The organism is Sphingomonas sp., assembly GCF_026460985.1.
GTDB lineage: Bacteria > Pseudomonadota > Alphaproteobacteria > Sphingomonadales > Sphingomonadaceae > Sphingomonas.
Genome location: NZ_JAPKNM010000037.1, coordinates 23,341 through 47,683 on the forward strand (window position 1 = coordinate 23,341; position 24,343 = coordinate 47,683).

Here is a 24,343-nt window from a genome sequence, read left to right on the forward strand (position 1 = left end):
TCTACGTCCCTCCAGCCTGAGCCTTTCCGCGAATGTTCGCCATCCGCAACAAAAAAGATCCATTCCGCATATAATTTAAGCGCTTGACGGTCCCCGCTGGAATCTGTTTCATCGCGAAACACGGGGTGGGGGAAATGATGTCGGGGCTCATCGAGTCGGCGGCAGCGATTTTGAGTGCGTCCGAAAGACGACTTGAAATTGCTGCGCACAATGTCGCGAACGTATCTACGCCAGGCTACAAGCGGAGCGTGGGATTCTCGCGGATTCTTGCGTCGATGCAGGAGTCGAATACTGTCCCCGACATCGCCGAGCGTCGCGATTTCATTCAGGGCAAGCTGATCTCCAGCGGGAATCCATTCGATCTGGCGATCAATGGCGATGGTTTCTTCCAGGTCCGCGCGGGCGAACAGCTGCTCTATACGCGCCAGGGCCAGTTCCGGCGCGCGGAGAACGGCACGATCGTGTCGGCACAGGGCCATGTGCTGCAGCAGGCGGGCGGAGGCGACCTCGTGCTCGAAGATGCCGCGGTCACGATCCTCGACGACGGGGCTGTTCTGGAGGATGGCCGGCCGGTCGCGCGGATCGGTCTGAGCGTACCGGCCGGGGGCGCGGCGCTGGATGCGGTGGGCGAATCCCACTTCGCTGCCGGCGGCGCGATGGAGGAGGTCGCCGAACCGTCGATCCGTCAAGGAATGCTCGAGAGCTCGAACGTCTCGATGGGCGACGAGATGGTGACGACGATGGCGGCGATGCGCCAGGCGGAGGGCGGCGCCCGGCTCGTGCAGGTCTATGACGAGCTGATGGGCCGCGCGCTCACCACGTTGGGAGGTGGACGGTGAGCGACGCTTTCCATGTGGGCGCGGTGGGCCTTCAGACGCAGCAACAGGCGCTCGAGGCGCTCGCCAACAACATCGCCAATGTGAACACCCCCGGCTTCAAGCGGTCGGAGGTCCGGTACGCGGACGTGGTCGTTCGCCGCGCCGAGGCCGACGCCGCTTCCGCATCGGCCGCCGATCCGCGGACGGTGGCCGGCGTGATGCTCGATTCGCAGCTCATGCTCAACGAGCAGGGAGAACTGGAGCGTACCGGCCGGAGCATGGATCTCGCGATCCAGGGCGCCGGGTTCTTCGAGCTGATGGGCCCGGCCGGCCAGACCCTGTTGTGGCGCGGCGGCGGGCTCAAGGTCAACGACGACGGGCTGCTCGCGACCGACAAGGGGCTGGCGCTGCGCGCCGCGATCTCGGTTCCGCAGGATGCCACGGCGATCGAGATCGGCGCGGACGGCATTGTCCGCGCCACCGTCCCCGACGCGCTGGAGCCGGTGGAGCTTGGGCAGATCCAGTTGGTGCGGGTGAACGATCCCGCCTCGGTCGCGCGGCTGGACGGCGGATTGTATCGCGCCGGCGACGATGCGCAGCTCATCGAGGCGCAGCCGGGAGAGGATGGCGCCGGCGTGCTCGTGCAAGGGTCGATCGAGCGTTCCAACGTGGCGCTCACCGACGAGATGGTTCGTCTGATGATGGTGCAGCGGGCCTATGCGGCCAATGCCCAGATCGTGCAGGCGGCCGACCAGCTGATGGGCATCGCCAACGGCCTGCGTCGCTGATCATGTTCCCGCTTCTCGTGTTATTCGCCGCCGATACCGGGGACTGCTTCGAAGCCGTGCGGACGCTTTCCGCGGGGGCGCCGATCAGGGCCGAGGACGTCATGGCGGTGGCCTGCGACGGCAAACGCGACGCCGTCGCCGTCCGGTACGATCGAAGCGCGCGCGCCGCACTTCCAGTGGCGGCGGTTCCCACGGGCGGATATCTAGGTCGCATCTCGGTGCTGCCCTCGGGGGCCGTGGTCAAGGGCGAGCGCCTGACGCTGCGCTCCTCGGCCGGCCCTGTCGTGATCGAGCGCGAAGTGACTGCGCTGCAGTCCGGCCGCTCGGGGGAGCGGATCTTCGTGCAGGACGCGAACGGTGCGGTGTTCGCCGCGGCGCTGCTTCTCTCGCCGGGCGCCGCCCAATGAGGTTCGCCTCGATCCTCTATGCTGTCGCATCGATGACAGCGCTGCCTGCCGCCGCCCAGGATCTCTATCAGGGCGGCAATTGGTCGGCGATGGCGTCGGATCGCCGGGCCGTTGCGGTCGGCGACGCGATCACGGTGGTGATCCTGCAGAGCGCCGAGGCGTCCAACACGACCCAGTCGTCGACTCGCCGCTCGACCGATCTCGGCGGGGGGCTGCGCGCCGGAGGCGTGGACGAGAGCGGCCAGCTGAATTTCGGGGGTGGCTTCACCGGGCGCGGCGAGATGCGGCGCAGCGAAAGGCTGGTGGCGCAGCTGAGCGTGACGATCGAGGAGGTGCTGCCCAATGGCGACTATCGGATCGTCGGGCGCCAGCAGCTCCGCGTCAACGGCGAGAACACGGTCATCGGGGTGCGCGGGCGCATCCGCCCCTCGGACATCGCCAGCGACAACAGCATATTGTCGAGCCGCATCGCCGATGCCCAGATCGATTATGACGGGAAGGGCTTCGTCTCGCGCGGTGCGAAGCCCGGGCTGATCACGCGGCTGTTCAACCTGCTGGGGCTGCTGTGATGCGTATTCGTGGATTGCGTGTCTGCGCGCTGGCGCTCGGACTGCTCGCCATGGCCCCGGAGGCGCTGGCGCAGCAGGTGCCTCTCAAGGGGCTCGGGCGCTTCGGCGGGTGGCGGGACAATGCGCTCATCGGCTACGGTCTCGTCACTGGCCTCTCCGGCTCGGGCGACACGCGCCGGAGCGGCGTGACCCGCCAGGCGATGCGCAACATCCTCAGCCGGCTGGGGACCAACGTAACCGACGACCAGATCAGCAGCCGCAACGTCGCGGTGGTGATGGTGACCGCGGTGCTGCCCCCGTCCGCGAACGTGGGGGACCATATCGACGTCACGGTATCCTCGGTCGGGGATGCGCGCAGCCTCGCCGGCGGCACCCTGATCATGACGCCTTTGCTAGGCCCCGATCAGCGGACCTATGCGCTGGCGCAGGGACAGCTCGTGGTCGGCGGCTATCGGTTCGACAGCGAGCTCAACCAGCAGCAGCGCAACTATCCCACGACTGCGGTGCTCCCGGGCGGGGCGACGATCGAGGCGCCCGTCGAATCGCGCGTGGCGCCGGGGGGTGGCGAGCTCTCGTTCCTGCTCACCAACCCGAGCTTCTCGACCGCACAGCGCATCGCCGACCAGATCAACGGCAGGCTGGGCCCGAACGCCGCCAAGGCGCGCAACGCCGACGAGGTGCGGATCCGCTTCGCGGGCGGATCGGATGACGTCGCGCCCTTCATCGCCACGCTCGAGAATATCCTGGTCGAGCCCGATGTTCAGCCGCGTATCGTCATCAACGAGCGTACCGGCACCGTGGTCGCGGGACGCGACGTGATGATCTCGAGCGTCGTGATCGCGCAGGGCGACATCAAGGTGACGGTGACCGCCGAGAACACCGCCTCACAGCCGAGTTTCATCTCCGGGTTCGCCAGCGATGTGCGCAGCCTCATCGTCACCAACACCAAGCTCGAAGTCTCGCAAGGCGAGTCCGACGCGACGTTCCGGTTCCCCAACACTTCGGTCGCGGATCTCGTCCAGGCGCTTAGCCGGGCGCGTGTCGATACGCGGCGGACGATCAGCATTCTCCAGGCGATCAAGGCTGCAGGCGCACTGCATGCCGAGATCGTGGTTCAATAGGCAGGCCCATGGACGCAGTTTCCCCGCTTCTGATCGCGAAGGCACTCGACGGGCTTCACGCCCGCTATCAGGCGACCGCCGAGAATATCGCCAATGCGAACACGCCTTCGTACCGGCCGATCAACGTCACGTTCGAGGCGCGTCTGAAGGCGGCCGCGCTTCAGGGCACCGACGCGATTGCCGCCGTCGCGCCGCGCACGGAACTGGCGCCGGCCGGTATCACCGGCGCGATGCGGCTCGATCTCGAGGTTGCGACCGCGTCGCAAACCGCGATGCGCTACGCCGCGCTTCTCGACATTCTAGGGCGCGAGATGGCGATCAGCAGAGCGGTCGTTCGAGGGGGGAACTGAGATGGATGCAATCGAGATCAGCCGCACGGGCCTCGATGTCGAGTGGCAGCGGCTCGAGGTGATCGCGCAGAACCTCGCCAACATGAACACCAGCCGGACCGCCTCCGGCGAGCCCTATCGCGCCGTTCGATTGCTGTCGGGTCCGAAGGTGCGCTTTTCTCGGCTCGTGGAGGGCGAGGCGCCTGCCCGGCCGCAGGGCGTCGCGGTCCTTGGTCTCGAGCAGGTCGCCGGCGGGGTGCGCCGGGTTCACGAACCGGGCCATCCCGATGCGGACGCACAGGGCTTCGTCACCTATCCGGATATCGATCACGCGGCCGAGATGACTTTGCTGATCAAGACGTCGCGTGCCTACGAAGCCAATCTCACCGCCATGTCCTTCGCGCAGCAGATGTACTCGCGCGCGCTCGACTTCGGGAAGCAGGCATGAACGGGCTGGAGGCAATCGCAGCGGTCGGTAGCGCCGAGGCGCCGCTCGCGCTCCGCGTCTCCGTTCCGCCGGCGCAGTTCGCGCCGTCCGCGAACACCGGCTTCGGCGATATCCTCATGGCGGGGCTGCGCGGGGTCGATGAAAAGATCGCGACCGCCGACAAGCTCGTCCAGCAGTTCGCGGTCGACGATTCGGTGCCCGTGCACCAGGTGACGATGGCGCTCGAAGAGGCGCGGCTGTCCGTCGAACTGGCGATGCAGGTCCGCGCGCGCCTCGTCGAGGGCTACCGTGAGCTGATGAACATGCCGCTATGAGCGAGGCTGCTCCCGCGGAAACCGGGTCCGGCATCAACCGTCAGCTGCTCGTGTTCGGCGGGCTGTTCGCGGCCGTGGTCGCGGTACTCGGCCTCGGCTATTTCCTGTTCCTGCGTCCCGATTATGTCGTGCTCGCCCAGGATCTGCGTCCTGCCGATGCCAGCGTCATCGTGGCCGAGCTCGAGAAGGGCGGCGCCGACTACAAGCTCAAGGACGGCGGGACCACGATCCTGGTGCCTTCCGATCGCGCGGATGCCACGCGTCTGGCGATCTCGGGGTCGGACGCGGCCGCGCGCGGCCAGATCGGCTTCGAGCTGTTCAACAAGTCCGACATGGGCCTCACCAACTTCGCCCAGAAGATCAACTATCAGCGCGCTCTGCAAGGCGAGCTCGTGCGCACCATCATGCAGATGGAGGGCGTCGAGAGCGCGCGCGTGCATCTCGGCCTGCCCGAGCGGGCGCTGTTCCGCGGCGATCGCACCGAGCCCAGCGCGGCGGTCACGCTCGCACTGCGCCCGGGGCTGACGGCGGACCCCGCGCGGGTCGCCGGCATCCAGCGGCTCGTCGCGGCCGCGGTTCCCGATCTGCCCGAGGCCAAGGTGGTAGTGCTCGACGCGCAGGGCCGGGTGATCAGCGCTGCGCCGCCCGCGAGCCAGTCGGTCGATGCCGCTACCGACGAGCAGCAGGCGATCCGGGCCTATTTCGCGGCGCGCGCGCGTGCCGTGGTCGAGCAGCGGATGCCGGGTCAGAAGTTCGCGCTGCGCGTGCTGCTGCTGCCGATCGGCGACAGCGCGCAGGCGGCTGCTCCTCCCGCGGACTGGGTCCCCGGCGGGGAAGGGGAGTCACGGAATTTCCGGCTTCGCATCCTGCTCGTGACGGCCGTCGCGCTCGGCGCCGAAGACCAGGCGATAGCCCGCGAGGCGATCGCGCGCGCGGTTGCGCTCGATCCGGTCCGTGGCGACGATCTGGGGTTCGAGGTCGGCCCCGTCGAGCTGGCCGGCACGTCTCCGCCGCCGCCCGCGATCGCGACGCCGCTTCCCGTACAAAGCGAAGCGTCGTCGCCGGTCGTGCCCGCGCGCGCGCCGGAGGGCGGCTATGGCTGGCTGGCCCTGGCTGCCGGGCTGGCGCTCGCGATGCTCGGGCTTGCTTTGCTGCTGCGTCGACGCGGCGCAGCCGTCCTGGGCGCGAGCGAGCACGAAGCCTTTGCCGCGAAGCTGCGCCGCCAACTCAATCTTACCGAGGATGCGTCCGATGCTGCTCGCTGAGAACGGGTTGCCCCTGCTGCTCGAAGAGCTGGAGCGCATGCCGCCTCGCGACCGCCGCGCGATCTTGGCCAGGCTTTCGGCCGGTGAGCGCGAGCGGCTTACCCAGTTCGCGAATGAGTCCGGCGCACCCGCGAAACCGGTGCATTCGGCCGATATCGCCGCGCGTATCGAAGCGCTGCGGACCGGGGGCGAGGGCCCGGTGACGCAGGCCGCGGCCGAGGCATTGCGCCGGTTGCTCGACATCGCCCCGGCTTCGGCCGGGTCCGTTCGCAAGCCGCAATCCGGGGCGTCGCTGATGGATTCGCTGGGCGGCATGCTCCGGCGGGGGCGAGGATAGCCATGAGCGCGCTCCTGAAGCCGGGCATGGGAGGAACGGTTCGTCCGCTCGCCTCCGTTGCCGCCAGAGTCGCTGTCGACGTGGGACCCGATCCGCGGGACCTGGAATGCGCGGAGCTGCGCGCCCAGCTCGCGGCGCTTCGCGACAGGCTGGCCGAAGCCGAAGCGGCGAAGGTCGATGCCGTGCATGCGGCAGGCGAAGAGGCGTATCGGCGGGGCCTTGCGGATGCGGAAGCGGGCGAGGCGGAGCGGCTGTCGGCGCTCCGCGACGGGATCGACGCGGCGGTCACCGATTGGCGGACGCGGCTCGAGTCATTGGATGGCCTTGCGGCGATGCTCGTCGGCACTGCGCTGGCCAGGCTCTTCGAGCCGTTCGCGGACCTGCATGAGCTGGTCACGCGCATGCTGGCACGTCAGCTTCGCGAGATCCGGCGGACGAGCCTCGTCGCGATCCACGTCAGCCGGTCCGACTTCGCCGACGACGATGCCCTGGCGGCGCTCGGCCGTCGGCTCGTTTCGGCGGAAACGCCGGTCATGATCGAAGTGGATCCGGAACTCGTGGCCGGGACCTGTCGCGTCACGTGCAGGCTCGAGCAGATCGATCTCGACGTGCGGGCGCAATGGTCGGCGCTGGCCCAGTTGCTGGACGAGATCGCCACCGAAGGCGGCGGCTCGTGAGCGTGCACCCCTTCGTCGAGCGGATCGAAGCGGTTCCGCTGGCGAGGCCCTATGGCCGCGTCCGCAAGGTCGCGAACGGCTATTTCGAGGCCTCCGGGCCAATGTGCACCGTCGGCGACATCTGCGCGATCGAAAGCGACGGGGAGGCCGCGTCGATATTGGCCGAAGTCGCTTCGGCCGACGAGGCGGGGTTGATCCTGGTTCCGCTCGAGCAGGACCGGCCGGTACGCCCGCGTGCGCGCGTCTACGGGCTCCCGCTCGGCGACGCATTTGCGGTCGGGCCCGGCTTTGCGGGCCGCGCGATCGACGCATTGGGGCGGCCTATCGACGGTGGCGGAGCGATCGCGGCGACGGCACGCGCGCCGATCAACGGCACGGTTCCGCGCCCCCTCGATCGGACGGCACCGGCCCGCGCCGTCGCGACCGGGATCCGCGCGATCGACGGGCTGCTGCCACTGGCGGTGGGGCAGCGCATCGGCATCTTCGCAGCCAGCGGGGTCGGCAAAACCAGCCTGCTCGAACAACTTGCCAGCCAGATCGAATGCGATCGCTGCGTATTGTGCCTGGTCGGCGAGCGCGGGCGCGAGGTGGAGGGGATCTGGCGCCAACTATCGCAGCGCAAGGATGCGGATCGGTTCACCTTGGTGGCCGCCACATCGGACGAGAGCGCGGCGCTCCGGGTCCGCAGCGCCAATGCCGCGCTCAGCCTCGCCGAATATTGGCGCGACCGGGGCGAGCATGTCGTGCTGGTCATCGATTCAGTGACGCGGCTCGCCATGGCGTTGCGCGAGATCGGCCTCGCCTCGGGCGAGCCGCCCACGGTCCGCGCCTATACGCCGAACGTCTTCGCCGCGCTGCCGCGGCTCGTCGAGCGTTGCGGCGCGGTCCGCTCGGGCGGTGCGATCACTGCGGTGATGACCGTGCTCAGCGAGACCGACGATGTCGACGATCCGATCGTCGAAGTGATGAAGTCGCTGCTCGACGGGCATATCGTGTTGTCGCGCAAGCTTGCCGAACGGGGCCATTTCCCGGCGATCGACGTGCCGCGCAGCATCAGCCGCCAGGCACCCCGATTGATGGCGCCGCCCCACGCCGCCGCGGCGCGCGAGGCCATCGCGATGCTCGGGACCTATGAGGAAGCGCGGCTGCTGATCGAAAGCGGCATGTACAAGAAAGGGGCGAGCCCTGAGATCGATCGCGCGATCGAGATGCGCGACAGGCTGAACGGGTTCCTCCGGCAGCGGCAGGACGAGAATCCCGCGGTCGAAACCAGCGTCGCTGCGCTTCGCTCGGCGACATCGGGGGCGATGGCGGCATGACAAGACATCATGCCAGCTCGAGCCTTGCGCAGATCGAGGCTCTGCGCCGGATGCAGCGCGCCGCGGCGCAGGCCGCCGCGGCCGAGGCGGCGGCGGGAGAGCGGGACGCGCGCGCGGCGCTGGACCGGGCGAACGCGGTGCGGGACGAGGCGCTCGCGCAATGGCATGAGCAGCTTTCCAGTCCCCGCTTCTCGCCCGAGATGAGCACCGGGCTCGCGGCGGCGTTCAACCGCAGCGACGAAAACGCCGTCGCGGCGGACGGGGTCGCCGATCGTGCCGCGGCCGAGCGCCGCGAATGCGACGCGATCTGGCACCAGCGCGACGCGCATTGCCGGCAGGCTGCGTCGCTGCTCGCCGCGAGCCGGCGGCGCGAGGCGTGGGCGCGAGACGAAAGGGCCATCGAAGCCGCCGCGGACCGCGTCACCCTGGTCTGGAGGCGTCGATGATCCAGCCTTTCGCAGCGCCATCGGGCGTGCTGCCGCGCCTCGACCCACCCGCCGGGCCGAACGAGGCGGCATCCGAAGCCAGCTTCGCCGACATGCTCGGTGATCCGGGACCAGCGGTCGAGGTTCCGGTGGCCGCGCAAATGATCGCGGCGTCGCCGAATGCAGCCCTGGCGATGCCGTCGGACGGATCGGATCCCGAGGCTACGCCGCTCGATGCGAAAGCCGTCGCCGAGCGATTCAACGAGCACGGCTTTTTCGGGAAGGCGGTTTCCGCTCTTGCGCGCGCCGCCGCGAGAGTTGCGACCGCAAGCGAACCGGCTGCGGTCGCGGCTCAGGCGGCGCAGGAGGCTGGCCTTGCGCCCGTCGACACTCGCGCTGCCGCCTCGCGCCATGGGGCGTTCGCGAAAGTGGAGGCGGGAGGCTCCCGATCGCTTCCGCCGGCGCATCTGAGCGGAACCTCCGGTACCGCCCCGCAGGCTGCGACCGGCCAGCCGGTTTCCGCACCCGCGGAGGGAGCCGAGGAGACCGAAGGCGTGCGCGCCACGGCCTCTGGCCGACGCCTGCTGGGCGCGGCAGCCGAGCGGGCGGCGCAGTCGGCGACCCGGGTCGCCGTGAGCGAGACCGGGCGCGGCCTCCACGTCGCCGCCTTCGCGCAAGCGCTTCCGGAGGACGAGCGAAGCAGGCTGCGCGATGAAATCGCCGCGTTGCTCTCGCGCCACGGCCTGCGGCCGGACCGTATCCATATCGCCGCGCGGCGCGTGCCGCCCGCCTCGGCCTAGGAGAATCATCGTGCAGACCGCAGCCGTTTCGGCCGTCGACGGGCAGACCGCGCAGCAGACCGCCAGCACGGCCGATCAGGCGAGCGCCGCCTTCGGGCTCAGCTTCGAGTCGCTGCTCAAGATCATCCTGACGCAGCTGACCTACCAGGACCCGCTGAAGCCGATGGACAATTTCGAGTTCGTCTCGCAGCTCGCGCAATTCTCGCAGATCCAGCAGGGGCAGACGATGAACGACCGGCTCGAGCAGCTCGTGTCCGCCCAGGCGACGACCCAGGCGACGGGGCTGCTCGGCAATCGAGTCGACGTGCCCGCGGGCAGCGCCACGGTCTCGGGCAAGGTCGTCGCGATCTCGTTCCAGAACGGGGCGCCGAGCGTGACGATCCAGACGGACGATCAGCGCACGATCAGCAATATCGCGATCAGCAGCATCAGCCAGGTCAGGTAGGGAGAACAGGCATGTTCGGCGCCATCTATATCGGTCTCAGCGGCCTGAACGCCTATTCGAAGGGCCTTCAGCAGGTGAGCAACAACGTCACCAACCTCAACACCTCGGGGTTCAAGAGCTCGACGGTCTCGTTCCAGAACTATTACGGCGCGAAGGACAGCGGCGGCCTGTCCTACACGCCGAACGACCAGAGCGGCGGGAACGGCGTGGGGATCGCGGACTCGAAGCTCAGCTTCCAGCAGGGCGAATTGCGGCAGAGTGACCGCGACCTCGACCTGGCCATCGACGGCACCGGCTTCCTCGTCCTGCTGGACGGGACGGAAACCCTCTACGCGCGCACAGGCAGCTTCGAGGTCGACAAGGACGGCTACATCGTCCTCTCGGGCACCGACTACCACCTCGCGGCGCTCGATTCGTCCAACCACCCGGTGGCGCTCTCGGTGGACGGCGCACGCACCAATCCGCCCAAGGCCACGACGACGATCAAGTTCGCGGACAACCTCTCCTCGACCGCGACCAACGCCTTCGCGATCAGCGATCTCACCGTTTATGACGGCAGCGGCGGCGCGCATGTCTGGAAGGTCAGCTTCGCCAAGGATGCCGATGCGGGCGCCGGGGCGTGGAAGGTGACGGTCACCGACGACAAGGGCGTCACTATCGGTACCAAGTCGCTCAAGTTCGTCGGCAGCACCGTCGATCCCGCCACGAACAAGCTCGACTTCACCGACGCGACCGCGGGCTTCACCGTTTCGCTCGATTTCTCCGGCGGCGTGACTTCCTATTCGTCGGGCGAGATCTCGACGCTGCGCTCTGCGTCCATCGACGGCCAGGCGGTGGGGACGATCACCACGGTCACGGTCAACAGCAAGGGGCGGCTGGAGATCGGCTATTCCAATTCGCAGAAGCACGAGCTCGGCGCGATCGCCATCGCCGACTTCCGCGATCCGCAGTCGCTCGAGCAGCGGACCGGCGGAATTTTCGCCCAGACCGGCCTCGGCAGCCGCGAGTTCCTCAACAGCGAGGATCCGCGGGTCGGGCAGGTCCTGTCGAAGCGGCTCGAGGCCTCGAATGTCGACCTGTCGCAGCAGTTCGGCGACCTGATCCTGATCCAGCGCGGCTTCCAGGCGGCGTCGCAGATCGTCAGCGTCTCCAACGACATGATCCAGCAACTCTTCGGCATCCGCGGCCAGGGATGACCGAGGCTCGAACCTGGCTGCCGCCGGGCGCGGACACGGGCGGTGCCGAGGCCGCGCTCGCGAGCCTGTTGGCGCGCTGGTCCGGCCATTGGTTTGTTGGAAGCAAGGATGCGGGCGCCGGCAGGCTCGTCCATATGCGAGAGGCTGGCCGCGAGCTGCGGACCATCGCCTGGCACCGGTGCGACGCCGGCGCGGCGGTCGGCGTGGGTGCCGGCGGGGCGATCGCGCTCGGTGCGAAGGCGATGGGCGTCGCGTCCGGGATCGGCGACCGCACGTCCGGCGATCTCCAGTTGCTGCGGCAACTCGGCGAAGCGTGCCTCCAGGACCTGCGTCAGCGGGTACAGGAGCCGCTCGGCCTTGCCAGCGGCACCCGATGGTCGGAAAGCCTGCAAGTCCCGGCTCCCGAGGACATGGTGTACCACATCCAGCTGCCGGGGCAGGGCGACCCCGTTCCGATTGCGATCGGAGTGACGCCCTGCCGGCTCGCGCGGCTGATCAAATCGCATCTTCCCGCACCCCCTGCGCATGCGGCGCTCGCATCGCCCGAGGCGGCACTTGCCGGCACTGAGCTGGGTCTGTCCGCCATGCTGGGAACCTGTGACGTGACGCTGGCCGAGATCGAGGCGCTGGCGCCCGGGGACGTGCTCGTGCTCGACCGTCATGTCGACCAGGCCCTGCCGCTCGCGATCGAATGTCTGCCGGTGCGAGGGAGCGCCTGCACCATCGCCCAGACGGACGACCGCCTCGCATTTCAGCTTACGCAAGCCCTAAGTGGATGAACGATCCCGTGACCGATCAGAGTAAGAGTAAAGGTACCGTAACCGAACCCGCCGAGGGCGGGCCACGCGTCAGCACCCGGCTCATCAAGAACGTGCCCGTGCAACTCGAGGCCTTTGTTGGCAATGTGCGTATGACCGTCGCCGAACTGACCGCGCTCGGGGCGGATAGCGTGGTTACGCTGGATACGCCCTTGAATCAGTCGGTCGAACTGCGCCTCAATCAGCTGCCTGTCGCGCGCGGCGAGCTGGTCGCGGTAGGCGACAAGTTCGGCGTCCGCATCTCCGAAATCGTCCAATGGCCTGAGTGACGATGCGACTGCGACTGGCCCTTCCGGCCATCTGCTTCCTGCAGCTCGCGACTCCCGCGCTCGCCAGTCCCGGCCGCCTTGGAGGAGGTGGCGCCGTGGACGTTTCACTGACGCGCATCGTCATGGCGCTGGTCCTCGGCACGATGCTCGCCGTGCTCGCCGCCTTGGCCATAAAGCGCGGTGGTGGGCGGTTCGACATGGCCGTGGTGCGCCGCTTGTTCGTCGCCCTTCCTACGGAACGTCGGATCCACGTGATCGAGAGCCGCCGCGTCAGCCAGCACGCCGATCTCTGCCTCGTCCGGTGCGACGGGGAGGAGTATCTGATCCTCTCCTCGGCGCAGCAGCAGCAGATCCTGCGCACGGGCGTGCCAGCCGACGCGCCGAGCGAAGGCGCCCCCGGCGAGGACGCGAGGGCATGAGGCCGCACCTGTTCCTGCGTCTCGGCATGGTCGCCATGCTCTGTTCGCCCGCCGCTGCGCAGGCCGCAGTGCCCGGAATGGCCACGCCCGGGATCGGCACCGACGCGGTGCGTACCATGTTGATCCTCACCATGCTCGCGGTGGTGCCGGCGATCCTCATCAGCATGACCAGCTTCATCCGGATCGTGGTGGTGCTCTCGATGGTGCGCCATGCCTTCGGAATGCCCGAGACGCCGCCCAATCCGGTGCTGGTGAGCCTCGCATTGTTCCTGACCGCGTTCACGATGTCGCCGACCTTTTCCGCCATGAACGCGAACGCGCTCCAGCCGCTGATGGCGGGCAAGATCCCGGTCGAGCAGGCGATGGCGCGCGGCAGCGGCCCGCTGCGCGATTTCATGCTGGCGCAGACGCGCGATTCGGACATTGAGGCGATCTACGCGATCGCGAAGACGCCCGTTCCCGATCGCCCCGAGCAGGTCGAGATATTGAAGCTCGCCCCGGCGTTCATCCTGAACGAGCTGCGCGTGGCCTTCACGATTGGCTTCGTCATCCTGCTGCCGTTCCTGCTGATCGACCTGGTCGTCGCGAGCATTCTGCTGGCGCTCGGCATGATGATGGTGCCGCCCGCCACGATCTCGCTTCCGATCAAGATACTGATGTTCGTGCTGATCGACGGCTGGGGGCTGATCCTGCAGGGCGTGCTCGGCAGCTTTCGATGAGGCGTCCGGCTCGGACAGGCCTGGATCTCGTCCTGGTGCCGCCGCGCGTCGAGGCGTCGCTGTGGCGCCGCCTGCGCTACGAGCAGGAGCTTCGCTGCCGCGAGCAGATCTTCACGCGCTACCAGAATCTCGCGCGCGCGATCGCGGCGCGGCAACTGCGTGCGCGCCCGCGCAACGGCGTCGAGCTGCCCGACATCGAACAATTCGCCTATGCCGGCCTGCTCGTCGCGATCGATCGGTTCGATCCGCTGCGCGGCATTCCGTTTCCCGCCTTCGCGCGGCGGCGCATCCTGGGGAGCATCTTCGACGGCGCATCGAAGATGAACGAGGTCGACGCGCAATATAGCTATCGCCGCCGGCTGGAAGCGGAACGCGCCCGCTCGCTCGCGGCGGCCGCGGAGCAGGGCGACGATCCGCTGCGCGCGCTTGCGGCGCTGGCGAGCGGGCTGGCGCTCGGGCTCGTCCTTGCCGAGACGCATCTCGTCGCTACCGAGGATGGGCGCGACCATCGCCCCGGCGCCTATGAGACGCTCGCCTGGCGCGAGTTCCAGGCGCGGCTGGCCGCGGATATCGCGCACCTGCCCGACCGCGAGGCAGCGATCATTCGCCAGCATTACGAGAATGGTGTTAGCTTCACCCGCATCGCCGAGCTGCTCGGCTTGTCCAAGGGCCGGGTTTCGCAACTTCACGCCAAGGCGCTCGCGACATTGCGGAAGCGTCTGGGCCAAAGACGATAGGATCGGACGGTCATGACTCTGTGCAGTGATGAGGAAATCGGGCAGTTGCTCTCCGCGATGGGGTCGAATGCGCCCGACGAACTCGCTTTGGCGGAGCGGCTGATCGAGGCCTATCCCGAGGATGCCAGGCTGCACTTCCTGCGCGGCTCGATACTCGCGGGGCGCAGCCGGCCGATCGAGGCGCATGCCGCGTTGACCCGCGCCGTGGAACTCGCACCCGATTTCGCCCTGGCGCGCTTCCAACTCGGATTCTTCGAGCTGACTTCGGGCGAGGCGGTCCGGGCGCTCGCAACCTGGGAGCCGCTGCAGGACCTCCCGGCCGACCATTATCTCGCGCTTTTCGTCAGCGGATTGCGGCATCTGGTGCAGGACCGTTTCGCCGATGCGATCGCGGCGCTCGAGGCGGGCATCGCCGTCAACGAGGAGAATCTGCCGCTCAATCGCGACATGCAGCTGATCATCGACGAGTGCCGCGGCCTCGTCCCCAGCGGGCCCGCGCGCGAAACGGAGACCTCGGCCACTTCCTTCCTGCTCGACCAGCTCGGCGCGCGGGGAACGACGCATTGACGCGCATCGGCAATGTCGACCAGGTCTTGCTGCTCCTGCGCGAGCAGTTGGAGCGCACGGGCCGCCGCCGAGGGGCCGAGCGCCGCGACGGGACGGCGCAGGCGACCGCGGACGTGGCGAAGCCCCTCGAACGCACCCGCGCGCTGGCAGCGCTCGATGGCTTGTCCGAGGCCGAAGTGCGTCGCGCAGTGGTTCGCGGACTGCTCGTCGATGAGTTCGGCGAAGGGGTTGGCAGCGATCCGGCGTTTCAGGCAGTGATCGACGACGTGTTCCGCATCATCGGAGACATGCCCGGCGGTCCCGAGCTGCTCGACCGCGCGGTCGCGCAGCTCCGCGAAGGGTGATCCCTCCGCACGCGATTCAGCCGAGCCGGGTTCCCATGCGCGCCAAGGCCTGCGCCACCGTGCGGCCGCTCGCATCGACGGGGGTGTGAAGCGCCTTTTCGAATATCCGCTTGGCCGTATCGGCATCCCCTGCGCCGGCGGACAGGAGCGTCGCGGCCAGAGCCCCCGAGAAGCATTGACGATCGAGGCGAAGCGCGACTTCGCACCGCTGGCGGGCCTGGTCGAGCTTTCCTTCGAGCATATCCGTCACGGCGAGCGAACCGTGGGCCTCGGCGAAGCTGTCGTCGAGTGCCAGGCAGGTCTCGAAGCGCTGCTTGCCGGTGGCCGGATCACCCGCGAGGACATGCGCCCAGCCTGCGGCGATCCATGAGCCGAGATGCGTGCCGAACAATTCGGCGCCCTTGTCGATCTCGGATGCGGCGCGGCGCTTGTCGTCGCCCAGCAGCGTGACCAGGCCGTGCCCGATCCAGGCGCGCGGCGATGCCGGGGCGCGGGCGAGGGCCGCGTCGAAGAACCGCTCGGCCTCGACCGGGTCGTCGTCGCCGAGCGCGAGCGTGCCGAGAGTCGCCAGTGCATCGGGATGGTCGCCGGCCGCTTCGGCCGCACGGCGCGCGAGATCGATGTCCTCGACGTCGATCGCGAGCGTCGACACGGCCGCGCCTAGTCCGCGATGGTCGGGATGGAGCGCGAACAGCCGGCGTGCCTGCGCCGCCGCCGCGTCGAAGTCGCCTTTGTCATGCAGCAACTGGACGAGCAGTTGCGCAGCCTGCGGGAGCGTTTCCACGGTCGCATCGTCCAGCAGCGCCAGCGCGGCGTCGAACTGCTTCGCCATCGCCAGCGACCAGGCGCGGTTGAAGCGGATAGCCGGCGCGTCCTCGCCTTGCGCCATCAACTGCGCCAGGCGGTCCGCGGCGACCTGCCAGTCCTGCCGCCGCATGGCGGAGAGGCCCGCCAGGTGGAGTGCCTGCGGGGGCAGGGCAGCGATCCGCGCATGCCGATCGAGCAATGCCTCGGCATCCTTGAACCGGTCTTCCGCGAAAGCCGCCTCGGCGGCGTCGGCGATCAGCCGCACATTGTCGGGATCCTGTTCGAGCAGGGCTGCGAGGCGCGCATAGCGGCCGGCCGTTTCCGATGGGGCAGGGGCTTGGGACATGCTTGGGGCTATCCTTCCAGGCGTACCACGTCGAACGATTTCAGGCTGATCCGCATCGGGATCTCGCTGACCGACAGGATCGAGAGTCTCGGGATGCTCCGCCGGGTCAGGATGCGGAGGTGGCGGCGGATTTCCCCACCGCACAACAGCACCGGAGCGCGACCCTGCTTGAACATTTCGTCGGCGAGCGGCGAGAGCCTGCGGATGACCTGCTCGGCAAGGCGCGGCTCGACCACCATCGGGCCGCTGCCGGCGTTGGTGCTGATGCTCGCCACGATCTGGTTCTCGACGCGGGGGTCGAGGCTGAGCACGGCGAGATCGTCGTGGCGCCCGCGCAGCTGCTGGCAGATCGTGTAGCTGATCCGCTGCCGGACCAGCTCGGTCAGCTCCGCCGGATCCTTTTGGTTGCGCGCCAGATCGACGAGATGCTCGACGATGAGATCGAGATTGGCGATCGACACGCCTTCGCCGAGCAGGTTCTGGAGCACCCGCTGCACGTCCGACAGGGTGAGCGTGTTCGGGACCAGCTCCTCGATCAGGCCGGGCTGGCGTGATCGTACGTCGTCGAGCAAAGCGGCGACCGAGGCGCGAGTGAGCAGGGTGCTGGCCTCGCCGCGGACGATCTCGCCGAAATGCGTGATCATCACCGTCACGGGATCGATGATGGTATAGCCGCGTTCCCGCGCCGTGGCGCTCTGCTCCGGGTCGATCCAATATGCCGGCAACCCGAATGCCGGGTCGCTGGTCTGAACGCCTCCCAGCGGGGTCTTCTCTCCCTGCGAGGCGATGGCGAGGACTCCCGCGGCATCGATCCGCGCCGCGCCGTAACGTGCGCCGAAGAGGCGGATCTCATATTCGTCGCTGCCCAGATGGTCGCCGTCGACCAGCTTGACCGCCGGGAAGGCGATGCCGAATTCCTGCTCGTGCGCTCGCCGCAGGCCGGCGATCCGCTCGAGGATGATCGCCTCCTCGCTGCGCCAGCTTTGCCCCAGTGCGGCACCGAGGCGGATCTCCAGCGCGGGAACCGGAGCGGTGCCCGCTGCCACATCGGCGGCATCGTCGGCGAGTTCGCGGCCGGTGGAGGCACGGATGCGGCGAATGCGCCACCATGCGCCGAGCGCGAATATCCCGATCAGCGCGATCGGCCATTTGGGCATGCCTGGCATCAGCAGCAGCGCGAAGAGCACCGCGGCCACGATCAGCGGGATGCGCGGTTCGGAGGCGAGCTGGCGAAACACCTCGGTGCTGAGCTGCCGGTCGGCGGCCGAGCGGGTGACGATGATCCCGGTGGCGATCGAGATGATCAGCGCAGGCAGCTGGGTCGCGATGCCGTCGCCGATGGTGAGCAACGTGAAGCGGTGGAGCGCCTCGCCCCATTCCATTCCCATCTGGGTCACGCCGACGATCCAGCCGGCGATGATGTTGATCAGCAGGATGATGATCCCCGCGATTGCGTCGCCCTTCACGAACTTCGACGCGCCGTCCATCGCGCCGTAGAAGCTGGCTTCCTTCTCGAGCTCCTCGCGCCGGCGGATCGCCTCCTTTTGGTCGATCAGGCCCATGTTCAGGTCGGCGTCGATGCTCATCTGCTGGCCTGGCATCGAATCCAGCGTGAAGCGCGCGGCCACTTCGGAAACGCGCTGCGCGCCGCTGGTGACGACGACATATTGGACCACGATCAGGATCGCGAAGATGACCAGGCCGACGATGAAATTGCCCTGCACCGCGAACGCGCCGATCGACCCGATCACCTCGCCGGCGTCGCCGCCGGTCAGGATCAGGCGCGTGGCGGCCACGTTCAGCGAAAGGCGATAGAGCGTCGCGACCAGCAGCAGCGACGGAAAGGTCGAGAATTCGACGGGCTTGCCGACATAGAAGGTCAGCAACATGATCGCCAGGCCGAAGCCGAAATTGAGGATGATCGCGAGATCGAGCAGCGCCGGCGGGATCGGCACGAACAGGATCACCAGGATGGCGATCGTCGCGCTTACCAGCACCAGGTCCTTGTTGTTGCGATAGAGGTTCTGGAGCATCGGTTCAGGCCTGGCCGGGCTGGAGGGTGGCCGCGCGGCGGCGCAGCTGGATATAGAGGTCGGCGACCGCTTCGAAGTTCGCCGCCGGGATCTCGCTGCCGGTACCGCAGGCGCGATAGAGCGCACGCGCGAGCGCGGGCTTGGCGAGCACGGGAATGCCGCGCCGGTACGCCTCTTCCTTGAGCGCGAGGGCGAAGCGGTTGCGTCCCTTCGTGGTCACCGTTGGGGCGTCCATCCGGGTCGGATCGTAGCGCAGGGCGACGGCGAAATGCTGCGGGTTGACTACCAGCATGTCGGAACCGGCGAGCTGGCCCACGCTCTGGCTCGCCGTCACGAATTCCTGGTGAAGCTTCTTGCGTTTCGAACGGATGCGGGGATCGCCCTCGCGATCCTTCGACTCGCGGGTGATCTCGCGGCGGCTCATCCGCATCTGCTTCGCGAACTCGCCGCGCACGAGGATCTGGTCGAGCACGACGAAGGCGAAGGCGATGAGGATGTAGACGAAGATCAAGCGCATCACCGCCTCGCCGATCAGCGCGGGCAGCCGCTCGGCCTCGCCCGCGGTCACGGCGTAGCGCGACAGCGCGTCGCGGATCAGCAGCCAGGTCGCGACTGCGTACACGGCGGTCTTGAACACCGTCTTCAGCGTTTCCTTGAGCAGGCGCGCGGAGAAGAGCCGTTTCAGGCCCTTGGCGGGGTTCAAGCGCCCGAAATCGGGCTTGAGCGGGTGGGCGGTGAAGATGAAGCCGCGAAGCTGCAGGATCTCGAGCAGCACCACGATCGCCAATATGGTCCCGCCGAGCAGCATCAGCGGCTCGAGCACCGCCCAGTAGATGCGGCCGGGAAGCCCCGCGGCTTGCTCCGGCTCGCCGGCGGCGTCGATCCCGGCCACGAGCGTCTCGCGCGTCAGTTCGCCGAGCTTGTGCGCGAAGCTCTCTCCCGCGATCCCGAGAAAGGCCGCGAGCCCGAGCAGACCACCCAGGAAGCCGAGCTCGATACTGCGCGCGACCATGCCCTTCTCGCGCGCGCGCCTGAGCTTGAACGGCGTCGCGGCCTCGCTCCGGTTCTGTTCCTGCTGTTCCGCCATGTCTCAGCCCAGCCGGGCCATGGTTTCGAGCGCGGTTCGCAACAGCCGCACGAAGATCGCGCCCGATACCGCGAAGGCGACGGGCAGCAGCATCAGCGTCGCCAGCGCCTTCACCTGGAAGCCGAGCAGCAGCACGTTCATCTGCGGGAGCGTGCGCGACAGGAAAGCGACGGCGAGATCGAGCAGGAAGAGGACGAGCAGCACGATTCCGGCGAGCCCGATCGCCAGCAGGAAGGCGGCCCCCATGAAATCGATCAGCACGCCCGGATCGCGCCCGATCGCCGCGCCGCCGAGCGGCGTCTGCTCGACCGATGCGGCCCAGGCACCCAGCAGGTCGCCTCCGCCGCCGATCGCGAAGAAAAGTGCCGCGCCGACATAGGCGAAGAGCGTGCCGACAAGCGGCATCTGGGTCCGGGTGGTGGGGTCGACGAGGACGGCAAGCCCGTAACCCGCCTGGATGTCGATCGCGCGGCCGGCGGTGAGCAATGCGGCGAAGGCGAGCTGGAGCGGGAGCGCCAGCGCGATGCCCAGCATCAATTCGCTGGCCGCGAGGATCGGCAGGCTTGCATCCGCAACATGATGCCAGGTGGCCTGCGGATTGGCTGCGACGAGCCATCCCGCCAGGCTGATGCTGAGGATCAGGCGCACCATTGCGGGCACGCGCATCAGCGTGAAAGGCTGGGAGAAGGCAAGCAGCGGCGCAATCCTCAGGCTGAGGAGCAATGTCGCCACCATCTGCCGGCTGAATTCGTCCATCCGGGTCTCAGGCGGCCAGGCTCGGGATGGCGAGGAAGAGCCCGCGGGCGAAATCGGTGATGCGCGCGATCATCCAGGGACCCAGGATGATCAGCACCGCTGCCGCGATCAGCAGCTTGGGGACGTAGCTCAGGGTCATTTCCTGGAGCTGCGTCGCGACCTGGAGAACGCTGATGAGCAGCCCGACGATCAACGTCGTCGCGAGCACGGGGCCCGCGACGATGATGCAGTTCCACAGCATGTCGTTCATCAAGCCGAGTGCGCGATCTGCTTCCACCCGAACAGCCCCCTGGTAGCAATATGGCCGGCGCCCCGAATCCCCCGGTCCGGCCCGTACGAACATAAACGCAGGGCCGGCACCAGCAATGTGAAAAACGGTTCCGCGAGAATTTCTTAGCGAAATCGATCAAGGCCTAAACAAATCCCGATTTCCCCCGATCAGACCTGCGAAAAGGGGCCGCCGCCCCTTCGTTTCGGATGGGTGGGACGATGGTTGCGATCTTCACGGGTTCGGGGACGGGGCTGGAGCGCGGCTCTGGCAATGTGCTGGGCGGCTCGGGGCTGCTGGGCTCCGCGGGTTTCGGGCGAAGCGGCTCCCAGGTCTTCCTGAACGCGGCGAACGGCAATCTGGTGATCAATCGCCAGGACGAGTTCCTGGTCGGACGCGGACCCGACGCCGGCGTTGCGCGCACCTACAACAGCCTGGGCAGCGGCACCGACGACAATGGCGACAATTGGCGCCAGAGCACGCAGCGCGCGCTCAGGCTCAACGGTACGGCGAACAGCTGGGGCAGCTCGGTCACCCATCGGATGGGTGACGGCACCGAGGTGAATTATTACTGGGGCGGCTCGGCTTATGTCATCAGCGGCGGGGCGGGCGTCCACGACAAGATCGTCGTCGACGGATCCGTGCTCCGCTGGACCGACGGCGACACCGGCATCGTCGAGACCTATGAGAATGATGGCGTGACCGAATGGCGGCGGCTGAAGACCGTCGCCGACACCAGCGGCAACACGGTCACCTATAACTATACCGGCGACAAGCTGACCCAGATCGCGACCGCCGACGGCAGCACGATCCAGTATCAATGGTCGGGCAACAACATCACCGCCGTCGTTACCGGCTATACCGACCTCGTCACGAGCACTGCCAAGACGCTCACGCGGACGCGCTACGCCTATGACGGCTACAATCGGCTGGCGTCGGTCACTGTCGACCTCAGTCCGGGCGACAACAGCGTCGCCGATGGCAAGACCTACGTCACCAGCTACACCTATCACGGCACCTCGAAGCTGGTCGCGACGATCAGCGAGACCGCCGGCTCTTCTGACACGATCGCCTATGTCTCGATCGCCTATGACGGCGACAATCGCGTCACCAGCCTGACCCAGACCGTGTCGTCGGGCGTCACCCGCACGACCAGCCTCGTCTATGGCGAAGGCTATACCAGCATCACCGATCCGGCCGGACAGGTGACGACGCTCCACTATGACTGGACCGGCGCCCTCACCCAGATAACCGCCCCGCCGGCCTATGTCGGCGCGGCGCAGCAGATCGTGACGTTCGGCTACAATGAGGAAGGCGATTTCAGCAGCGTCACCGATGCGCTGGGACAGACCACGAACTATAGTCGCGACAGCTGGGGCAGGGTGGTCGCCCAGACCGATCGGCTTGAAAATTACACGGAGCGGACGTTCAACGCCGCGCACAAGGTGCTCACCGAGACGCGCCCGGGAGCGGGCACCACCCGCTATGTCTACGACAGCCTAGACCGGTTGGTCTATGTCGTCACGCCCGAGGGGCGGGTGACGCGTAACTGGTACAACTCCTTCGGTCAGCTCTATTTTGTCTCGGATTTCCCGGACTATCTTTACGACCTGAGCGGCCTGGCCGATGATCAAAGCCCCACCCAGGCGCAGCTCAATGCCTGGTGCACGAGCCTGCCCGAGTCTGCGAGCTCGCAGGTCACCGAAATCACCTACGATCTCTGCGGCAATGTGACGCGGCAGCTGCGCGGCAGCCAGAATGATGGCTATGCGTGGCTCAATCTCGCTGGCGGCCATACCGATGAGCGCTTTATCTATGACTCCGCCGGTCAGTTGCTCAGCCGGTATGTCGTGGGCCAGAACACCGAGAGCTTCGTCTATGACGGGCTGGGCCGGGTAACCGCCAGCACCGACCTGAACGGCGGGACGACGAGCTTCGTCTTCAGCGACGCGGCGCTGCAGACCGTCGTCACGCTGGCCAGTGGTTTCGTCCAGACCTCGACCTACAACAAGGCCGGGGAATTGGTCAGCTTCACCGAATCCGGGTCCGGCGTGACCGGCGGCACGGCCACCTATCAATATGACAGTCTCGGCCGGCTGCGGGTGATGACCGACGCGAGCGGGCTGAAGACCTATTATGTCTACGACAAGGCGGGACGGAAGGTCGCGGAGGCCCATGGCAGCGGGACCTTCACCGAATATCGCTACGATGCGAACAATCGGGTGGTCGCGACCGTCCGCTACGGGCTCGGCAATTCCGGCGCGCAGGTGCCGCTGCTGCAGGATCCCAATTCCACTGCGACGATCGACGCGCTGCGGCCCGTCACGCACCCCTATGACCTCTGGACCTGGAACGTCTACGACAAGGAAGGCAGGGTCGTAGAGGCGATCGAGGGCGACGGCTCCGTTACCACCTACGCCTATGACGCCGCAGGGCGGCTGGTCGAGACGAAGGGCTTCGTCAACAGGCTGACGGCGGCGCAAATCGCGACGTTCAAGACCACGGCGCCGGCCAGCATGGTGTTGCCGGCCGCGCATGCCAAGGACGGCATCGCGCGCGTCTTCTATGACAAGGACGGCTACGCGATCGGCGCGCTCGATGGCGAAGGCTATCTGACCCGCACGATCTACGACAAGGCCGGGCGCAAGGTGCAGGAGATCGCCTATGCGACCGCCACCAACCCCGCCTATCGCGCTTCGGGCACTCTCCAGAACCTGATCGACAGCGCGGGGACCAGCGCGGCGGACCGCTCGACGCGCTACGTCTATGACGGCCAGGGCTTGCTGCGCTTCACGATCGATGGGCTGAACCGCGTCACCGAGTTCGGCTATGGCGGCACCACCGGCGCGTTCGGCCTCGTCCGCCAGACGATCCAATATGCCGGGGCCCTCGGCGCGCTCTCGAGCTATACCTATGCGAGCGTGAAGGGCGCGGTGGCGGCGCTGGCGAGCGATCCCGCCAATCGCACGAGCTGGGCGGTGTACGACGTCGCGGGCCGACAGGCCTATTCGATCGACGCAACCGGGGCGGTGGTCGGCTACAGCTACGACAATAGCGGCCAGGTGACCCGGAAGGTCGAATATGCGTCGCTTCGGGCGACCTCGAGCCTGCCGACCAAGGCAGTGATGGACAGCTGGGCGGGCACGCCGACGGCATCCGATCGCGTGACGCGCTATTATTACAACGCCCGCGGCGAGCTGCGCTTCACCGTCGACGCCGAAGGCTATGTCACGAGCACCGACTATGACGCCGAAGGGCGGGTGGCCTATTCGGCGCGCTGGAACCTGCCCGTCACGGCAACCGACAGCTCGACCCTTTCCAGCGTCTCCGCCTCGGTGACGGGGATCTATGCGGCGACTTCCTGGACCTATGACGACGCCGGCAGGCTCGCCACGATCACCGATCCCGAAGGCACCGTGCGCCATTATCATTATTACGGCAACGGCAAGCTTGCCCACGACTTCATCGCGGAAGGGCAGCCGGACCAGAGCCGGACGATGTTCACCTATGACCAGGCGGGGCGTCTCGCCGCGCGTTACGACGCCTATACCACGTCCGATCAGGCGATTACGCAATATATCTACGACGGGCTGGGCAATCTCGTCAGCACGATCGACGCGAACAGCCACCTCACCAGTTGGACCTACGACAAGCTCGGCCGCAAGCTCAGCGAGACCAATTCGGCCGGCGGGGTCACGACCTACGAGTATGATGCGTTCGACGAGGTGGTCCGCACCATCGACGCGCGGGGCAACTCGAGCTGGAGCTATTACGACAAGCTGGGCCGCGTCGTGGCGACCCGCGACGCGGAGGATTACGTCACCGAGAGCGGCTACACCGCCTTCGGCGAGCTGGCCTCGGTCACGCGGCGCGCGAACAAGGCGATCAATGCCGCGAGCGCGAGCACGCTGCCGG

Annotated in this window: 29 protein-coding genes; 24 read left to right on the forward strand and 5 right to left on the reverse strand. The window is 67.6% G+C overall.

Features of this window, described 5'->3' with window-relative positions; translation table 11 throughout:
• The first annotated feature begins 137 nt into the window (after positions 1-137).
• The 23 genes from MT490_RS06595 to MT490_RS06705 all read left to right on the forward strand — a co-directional run bounded on the left by MT490_RS06595 (position 138) and on the right by MT490_RS06705 (position 15,131).
• On the forward strand, positions 138-839 hold the full coding sequence (locus MT490_RS06595) for a flagellar hook basal-body protein (protein ID WP_297385389.1): 702 nt from the start codon (positions 138-140) through the stop codon (positions 837-839).
• The gene (locus tag MT490_RS06600) at positions 836-1,606 is read left to right on the forward strand and encodes a flagellar hook-basal body protein (protein WP_297385391.1); all 771 of its coding nucleotides are present in this window, start codon (positions 836-838) and stop codon (positions 1,604-1,606) included. The genes MT490_RS06595 and MT490_RS06600 overlap by 4 nt, the downstream gene beginning before the upstream one ends.
• A gap of 2 nt (positions 1,607-1,608) precedes the next feature.
• Positions 1,609-2,013 (forward strand): flagella basal body P-ring formation protein FlgA, encoded by a 405-nt coding sequence (locus MT490_RS06605; RefSeq protein ID WP_297385393.1) that lies wholly within the window; start codon positions 1,609-1,611, stop codon positions 2,011-2,013.
• 32 nt (positions 2,014-2,045) lie between these two features.
• Positions 2,046-2,582, forward strand: coding sequence for a flagellar basal body L-ring protein FlgH (locus MT490_RS06610; protein WP_297385395.1), 537 nt, complete (start codon positions 2,046-2,048; stop codon positions 2,580-2,582).
• Complete coding sequence (locus MT490_RS06615) at positions 2,582-3,703, forward strand: flagellar basal body P-ring protein FlgI (RefSeq protein WP_297385397.1); 1,122 nt, start codon at positions 2,582-2,584, stop codon at positions 3,701-3,703. The genes MT490_RS06610 and MT490_RS06615 overlap by 1 nt, the downstream gene beginning before the upstream one ends.
• An 8-nt stretch (positions 3,704-3,711) precedes the next feature.
• Positions 3,712-4,053, forward strand: coding sequence for a hypothetical protein (locus MT490_RS06620; protein ID WP_297385399.1), 342 nt, complete (start codon positions 3,712-3,714; stop codon positions 4,051-4,053).
• Position 4,054: 1 nt separating this feature from the next.
• Positions 4,055-4,480 carry a flagellar basal body rod protein FlgC gene (gene flgC / locus MT490_RS06625; RefSeq protein ID WP_297385401.1) on the forward strand — a complete coding sequence of 142 codons (426 nt, stop codon included), beginning with the start codon at positions 4,055-4,057 and terminating at the stop codon, positions 4,478-4,480.
• The gene (locus MT490_RS06630) at positions 4,477-4,794 is read left to right on the forward strand and encodes a flagellar hook-basal body complex protein FliE (protein ID WP_297385403.1); all 318 of its coding nucleotides are present in this window, start codon (positions 4,477-4,479) and stop codon (positions 4,792-4,794) included. Before flgC ends, MT490_RS06630 begins: the two co-directional genes overlap by 4 nt.
• Entirely contained in the window at positions 4,791-6,059 is a 1,269-nt protein-coding gene (fliF, locus tag MT490_RS06635; RefSeq protein ID WP_297385405.1) for a flagellar basal-body MS-ring/collar protein FliF, read from the forward strand. The genes MT490_RS06630 and fliF overlap by 4 nt, the downstream gene beginning before the upstream one ends.
• A complete protein-coding gene (locus tag MT490_RS06640) occupies positions 6,046-6,396 on the forward strand; it encodes a hypothetical protein (RefSeq protein WP_297385407.1) in 351 nt (116 codons plus the stop codon). The genes fliF and MT490_RS06640 overlap by 14 nt, the downstream gene beginning before the upstream one ends.
• Positions 6,397-6,398: 2 nt before the next feature.
• Positions 6,399-7,073 (forward strand): hypothetical protein, encoded by a 675-nt coding sequence (locus MT490_RS06645; RefSeq protein ID WP_297385408.1) that lies wholly within the window; start codon positions 6,399-6,401, stop codon positions 7,071-7,073.
• On the forward strand, positions 7,070-8,392 hold the full coding sequence (locus MT490_RS06650; protein WP_297385410.1) for a FliI/YscN family ATPase: 1,323 nt from the start codon (positions 7,070-7,072) through the stop codon (positions 8,390-8,392). The genes MT490_RS06645 and MT490_RS06650 overlap by 4 nt, the downstream gene beginning before the upstream one ends.
• Positions 8,389-8,838, forward strand: a complete 450-nt coding sequence (locus tag MT490_RS06655) for a hypothetical protein (protein ID WP_297385411.1) — start codon at positions 8,389-8,391, stop codon at positions 8,836-8,838. The genes MT490_RS06650 and MT490_RS06655 overlap by 4 nt, the downstream gene beginning before the upstream one ends.
• Positions 8,835-9,617, forward strand: coding sequence for a hypothetical protein (locus MT490_RS06660; protein WP_297385412.1), 783 nt, complete (start codon positions 8,835-8,837; stop codon positions 9,615-9,617). The genes MT490_RS06655 and MT490_RS06660 overlap by 4 nt, the downstream gene beginning before the upstream one ends.
• Positions 9,618-9,627: 10 nt before the next feature.
• Positions 9,628-10,062: a flagellar hook capping FlgD N-terminal domain-containing protein gene (locus MT490_RS06665; RefSeq protein ID WP_297385414.1), complete on the forward strand. Its 435-nt coding sequence runs from the start codon at positions 9,628-9,630 to the stop codon at positions 10,060-10,062.
• Between the two features lie 11 nt (positions 10,063-10,073).
• Positions 10,074-11,258: a flagellar hook-basal body complex protein gene (locus MT490_RS06670; protein ID WP_297385416.1), complete on the forward strand. Its 1,185-nt coding sequence runs from the start codon at positions 10,074-10,076 to the stop codon at positions 11,256-11,258.
• Positions 11,255-12,037 carry a FliM/FliN family flagellar motor C-terminal domain-containing protein gene (locus tag MT490_RS06675; protein WP_297385418.1) on the forward strand — a complete coding sequence of 261 codons (783 nt, stop codon included), beginning with the start codon at positions 11,255-11,257 and terminating at the stop codon, positions 12,035-12,037. Before MT490_RS06670 ends, MT490_RS06675 begins: the two co-directional genes overlap by 4 nt.
• Entirely contained in the window at positions 12,034-12,345 is a 312-nt protein-coding gene (locus tag MT490_RS06680; protein ID WP_297385420.1) for a FliM/FliN family flagellar motor switch protein, read from the forward strand. The genes MT490_RS06675 and MT490_RS06680 overlap by 4 nt, the downstream gene beginning before the upstream one ends.
• Before the next feature lie 95 nt (positions 12,346-12,440).
• Positions 12,441-12,764 (forward strand): flagellar biosynthetic protein FliO, encoded by a 324-nt coding sequence (locus MT490_RS06685; protein ID WP_297385422.1) that lies wholly within the window; start codon positions 12,441-12,443, stop codon positions 12,762-12,764.
• Positions 12,761-13,483 carry a flagellar type III secretion system pore protein FliP gene (gene fliP / locus MT490_RS06690; RefSeq protein WP_297385424.1) on the forward strand — a complete coding sequence of 241 codons (723 nt, stop codon included), beginning with the start codon at positions 12,761-12,763 and terminating at the stop codon, positions 13,481-13,483. The genes MT490_RS06685 and fliP overlap by 4 nt, the downstream gene beginning before the upstream one ends.
• Positions 13,480-14,220 (forward strand): sigma-70 family RNA polymerase sigma factor, encoded by a 741-nt coding sequence (locus MT490_RS06695; RefSeq protein WP_297385426.1) that lies wholly within the window; start codon positions 13,480-13,482, stop codon positions 14,218-14,220. Before fliP ends, MT490_RS06695 begins: the two co-directional genes overlap by 4 nt.
• Positions 14,221-14,232: 12 nt before the next feature.
• Positions 14,233-14,787: a hypothetical protein gene (locus MT490_RS06700; RefSeq protein ID WP_297385428.1), complete on the forward strand. Its 555-nt coding sequence runs from the start codon at positions 14,233-14,235 to the stop codon at positions 14,785-14,787.
• Positions 14,784-15,131, forward strand: coding sequence for a hypothetical protein (locus tag MT490_RS06705; RefSeq protein WP_297385430.1), 348 nt, complete (start codon positions 14,784-14,786; stop codon positions 15,129-15,131). Before MT490_RS06700 ends, MT490_RS06705 begins: the two co-directional genes overlap by 4 nt.
• A 16-nt stretch (positions 15,132-15,147) precedes the next feature.
• Here MT490_RS06705 and MT490_RS06710 read toward each other — a convergent pair whose 3' ends face one another.
• The 5 genes from MT490_RS06710 to fliQ are packed head-to-tail and all read right to left on the reverse strand — an operon-like array spanning position 15,148 to position 20,437.
• A complete protein-coding gene (locus MT490_RS06710) occupies positions 15,148-16,284 on the reverse strand; it encodes a tetratricopeptide repeat protein (RefSeq protein WP_297385432.1) in 1,137 nt (378 codons plus the stop codon).
• An 8-nt stretch (positions 16,285-16,292) separates the two neighbouring features.
• Positions 16,293-18,317, reverse strand: a complete 2,025-nt coding sequence (locus tag MT490_RS06715) for a flagellar biosynthesis protein FlhA (RefSeq protein ID WP_297385433.1) — start codon at positions 18,315-18,317, stop codon at positions 16,293-16,295.
• A gap of 4 nt (positions 18,318-18,321) precedes the next feature.
• Positions 18,322-19,404 carry an EscU/YscU/HrcU family type III secretion system export apparatus switch protein gene (locus tag MT490_RS06720; protein ID WP_297385435.1) on the reverse strand — a complete coding sequence of 361 codons (1,083 nt, stop codon included), beginning with the start codon at positions 19,402-19,404 and terminating at the stop codon, positions 18,322-18,324.
• A 3-nt stretch (positions 19,405-19,407) separates the two neighbouring features.
• On the reverse strand, positions 19,408-20,160 hold the full coding sequence (locus tag MT490_RS06725) for a flagellar biosynthetic protein FliR (protein WP_297385436.1): 753 nt from the start codon (positions 20,158-20,160) through the stop codon (positions 19,408-19,410).
• A 7-nt stretch (positions 20,161-20,167) separates the two neighbouring features.
• Complete coding sequence (gene fliQ, locus MT490_RS06730; RefSeq protein WP_297385437.1) at positions 20,168-20,437, reverse strand: flagellar biosynthesis protein FliQ; 270 nt, start codon at positions 20,435-20,437, stop codon at positions 20,168-20,170.
• Between the two features lie 212 nt (positions 20,438-20,649).
• On the opposite strand from fliQ, the gene MT490_RS06735 reads away from it, so the two are divergent.
• The coding region (locus tag MT490_RS06735) for a hypothetical protein (RefSeq protein WP_297385438.1) at positions 20,650-24,343 on the forward strand (3,694 nt) is incomplete at its 3' end.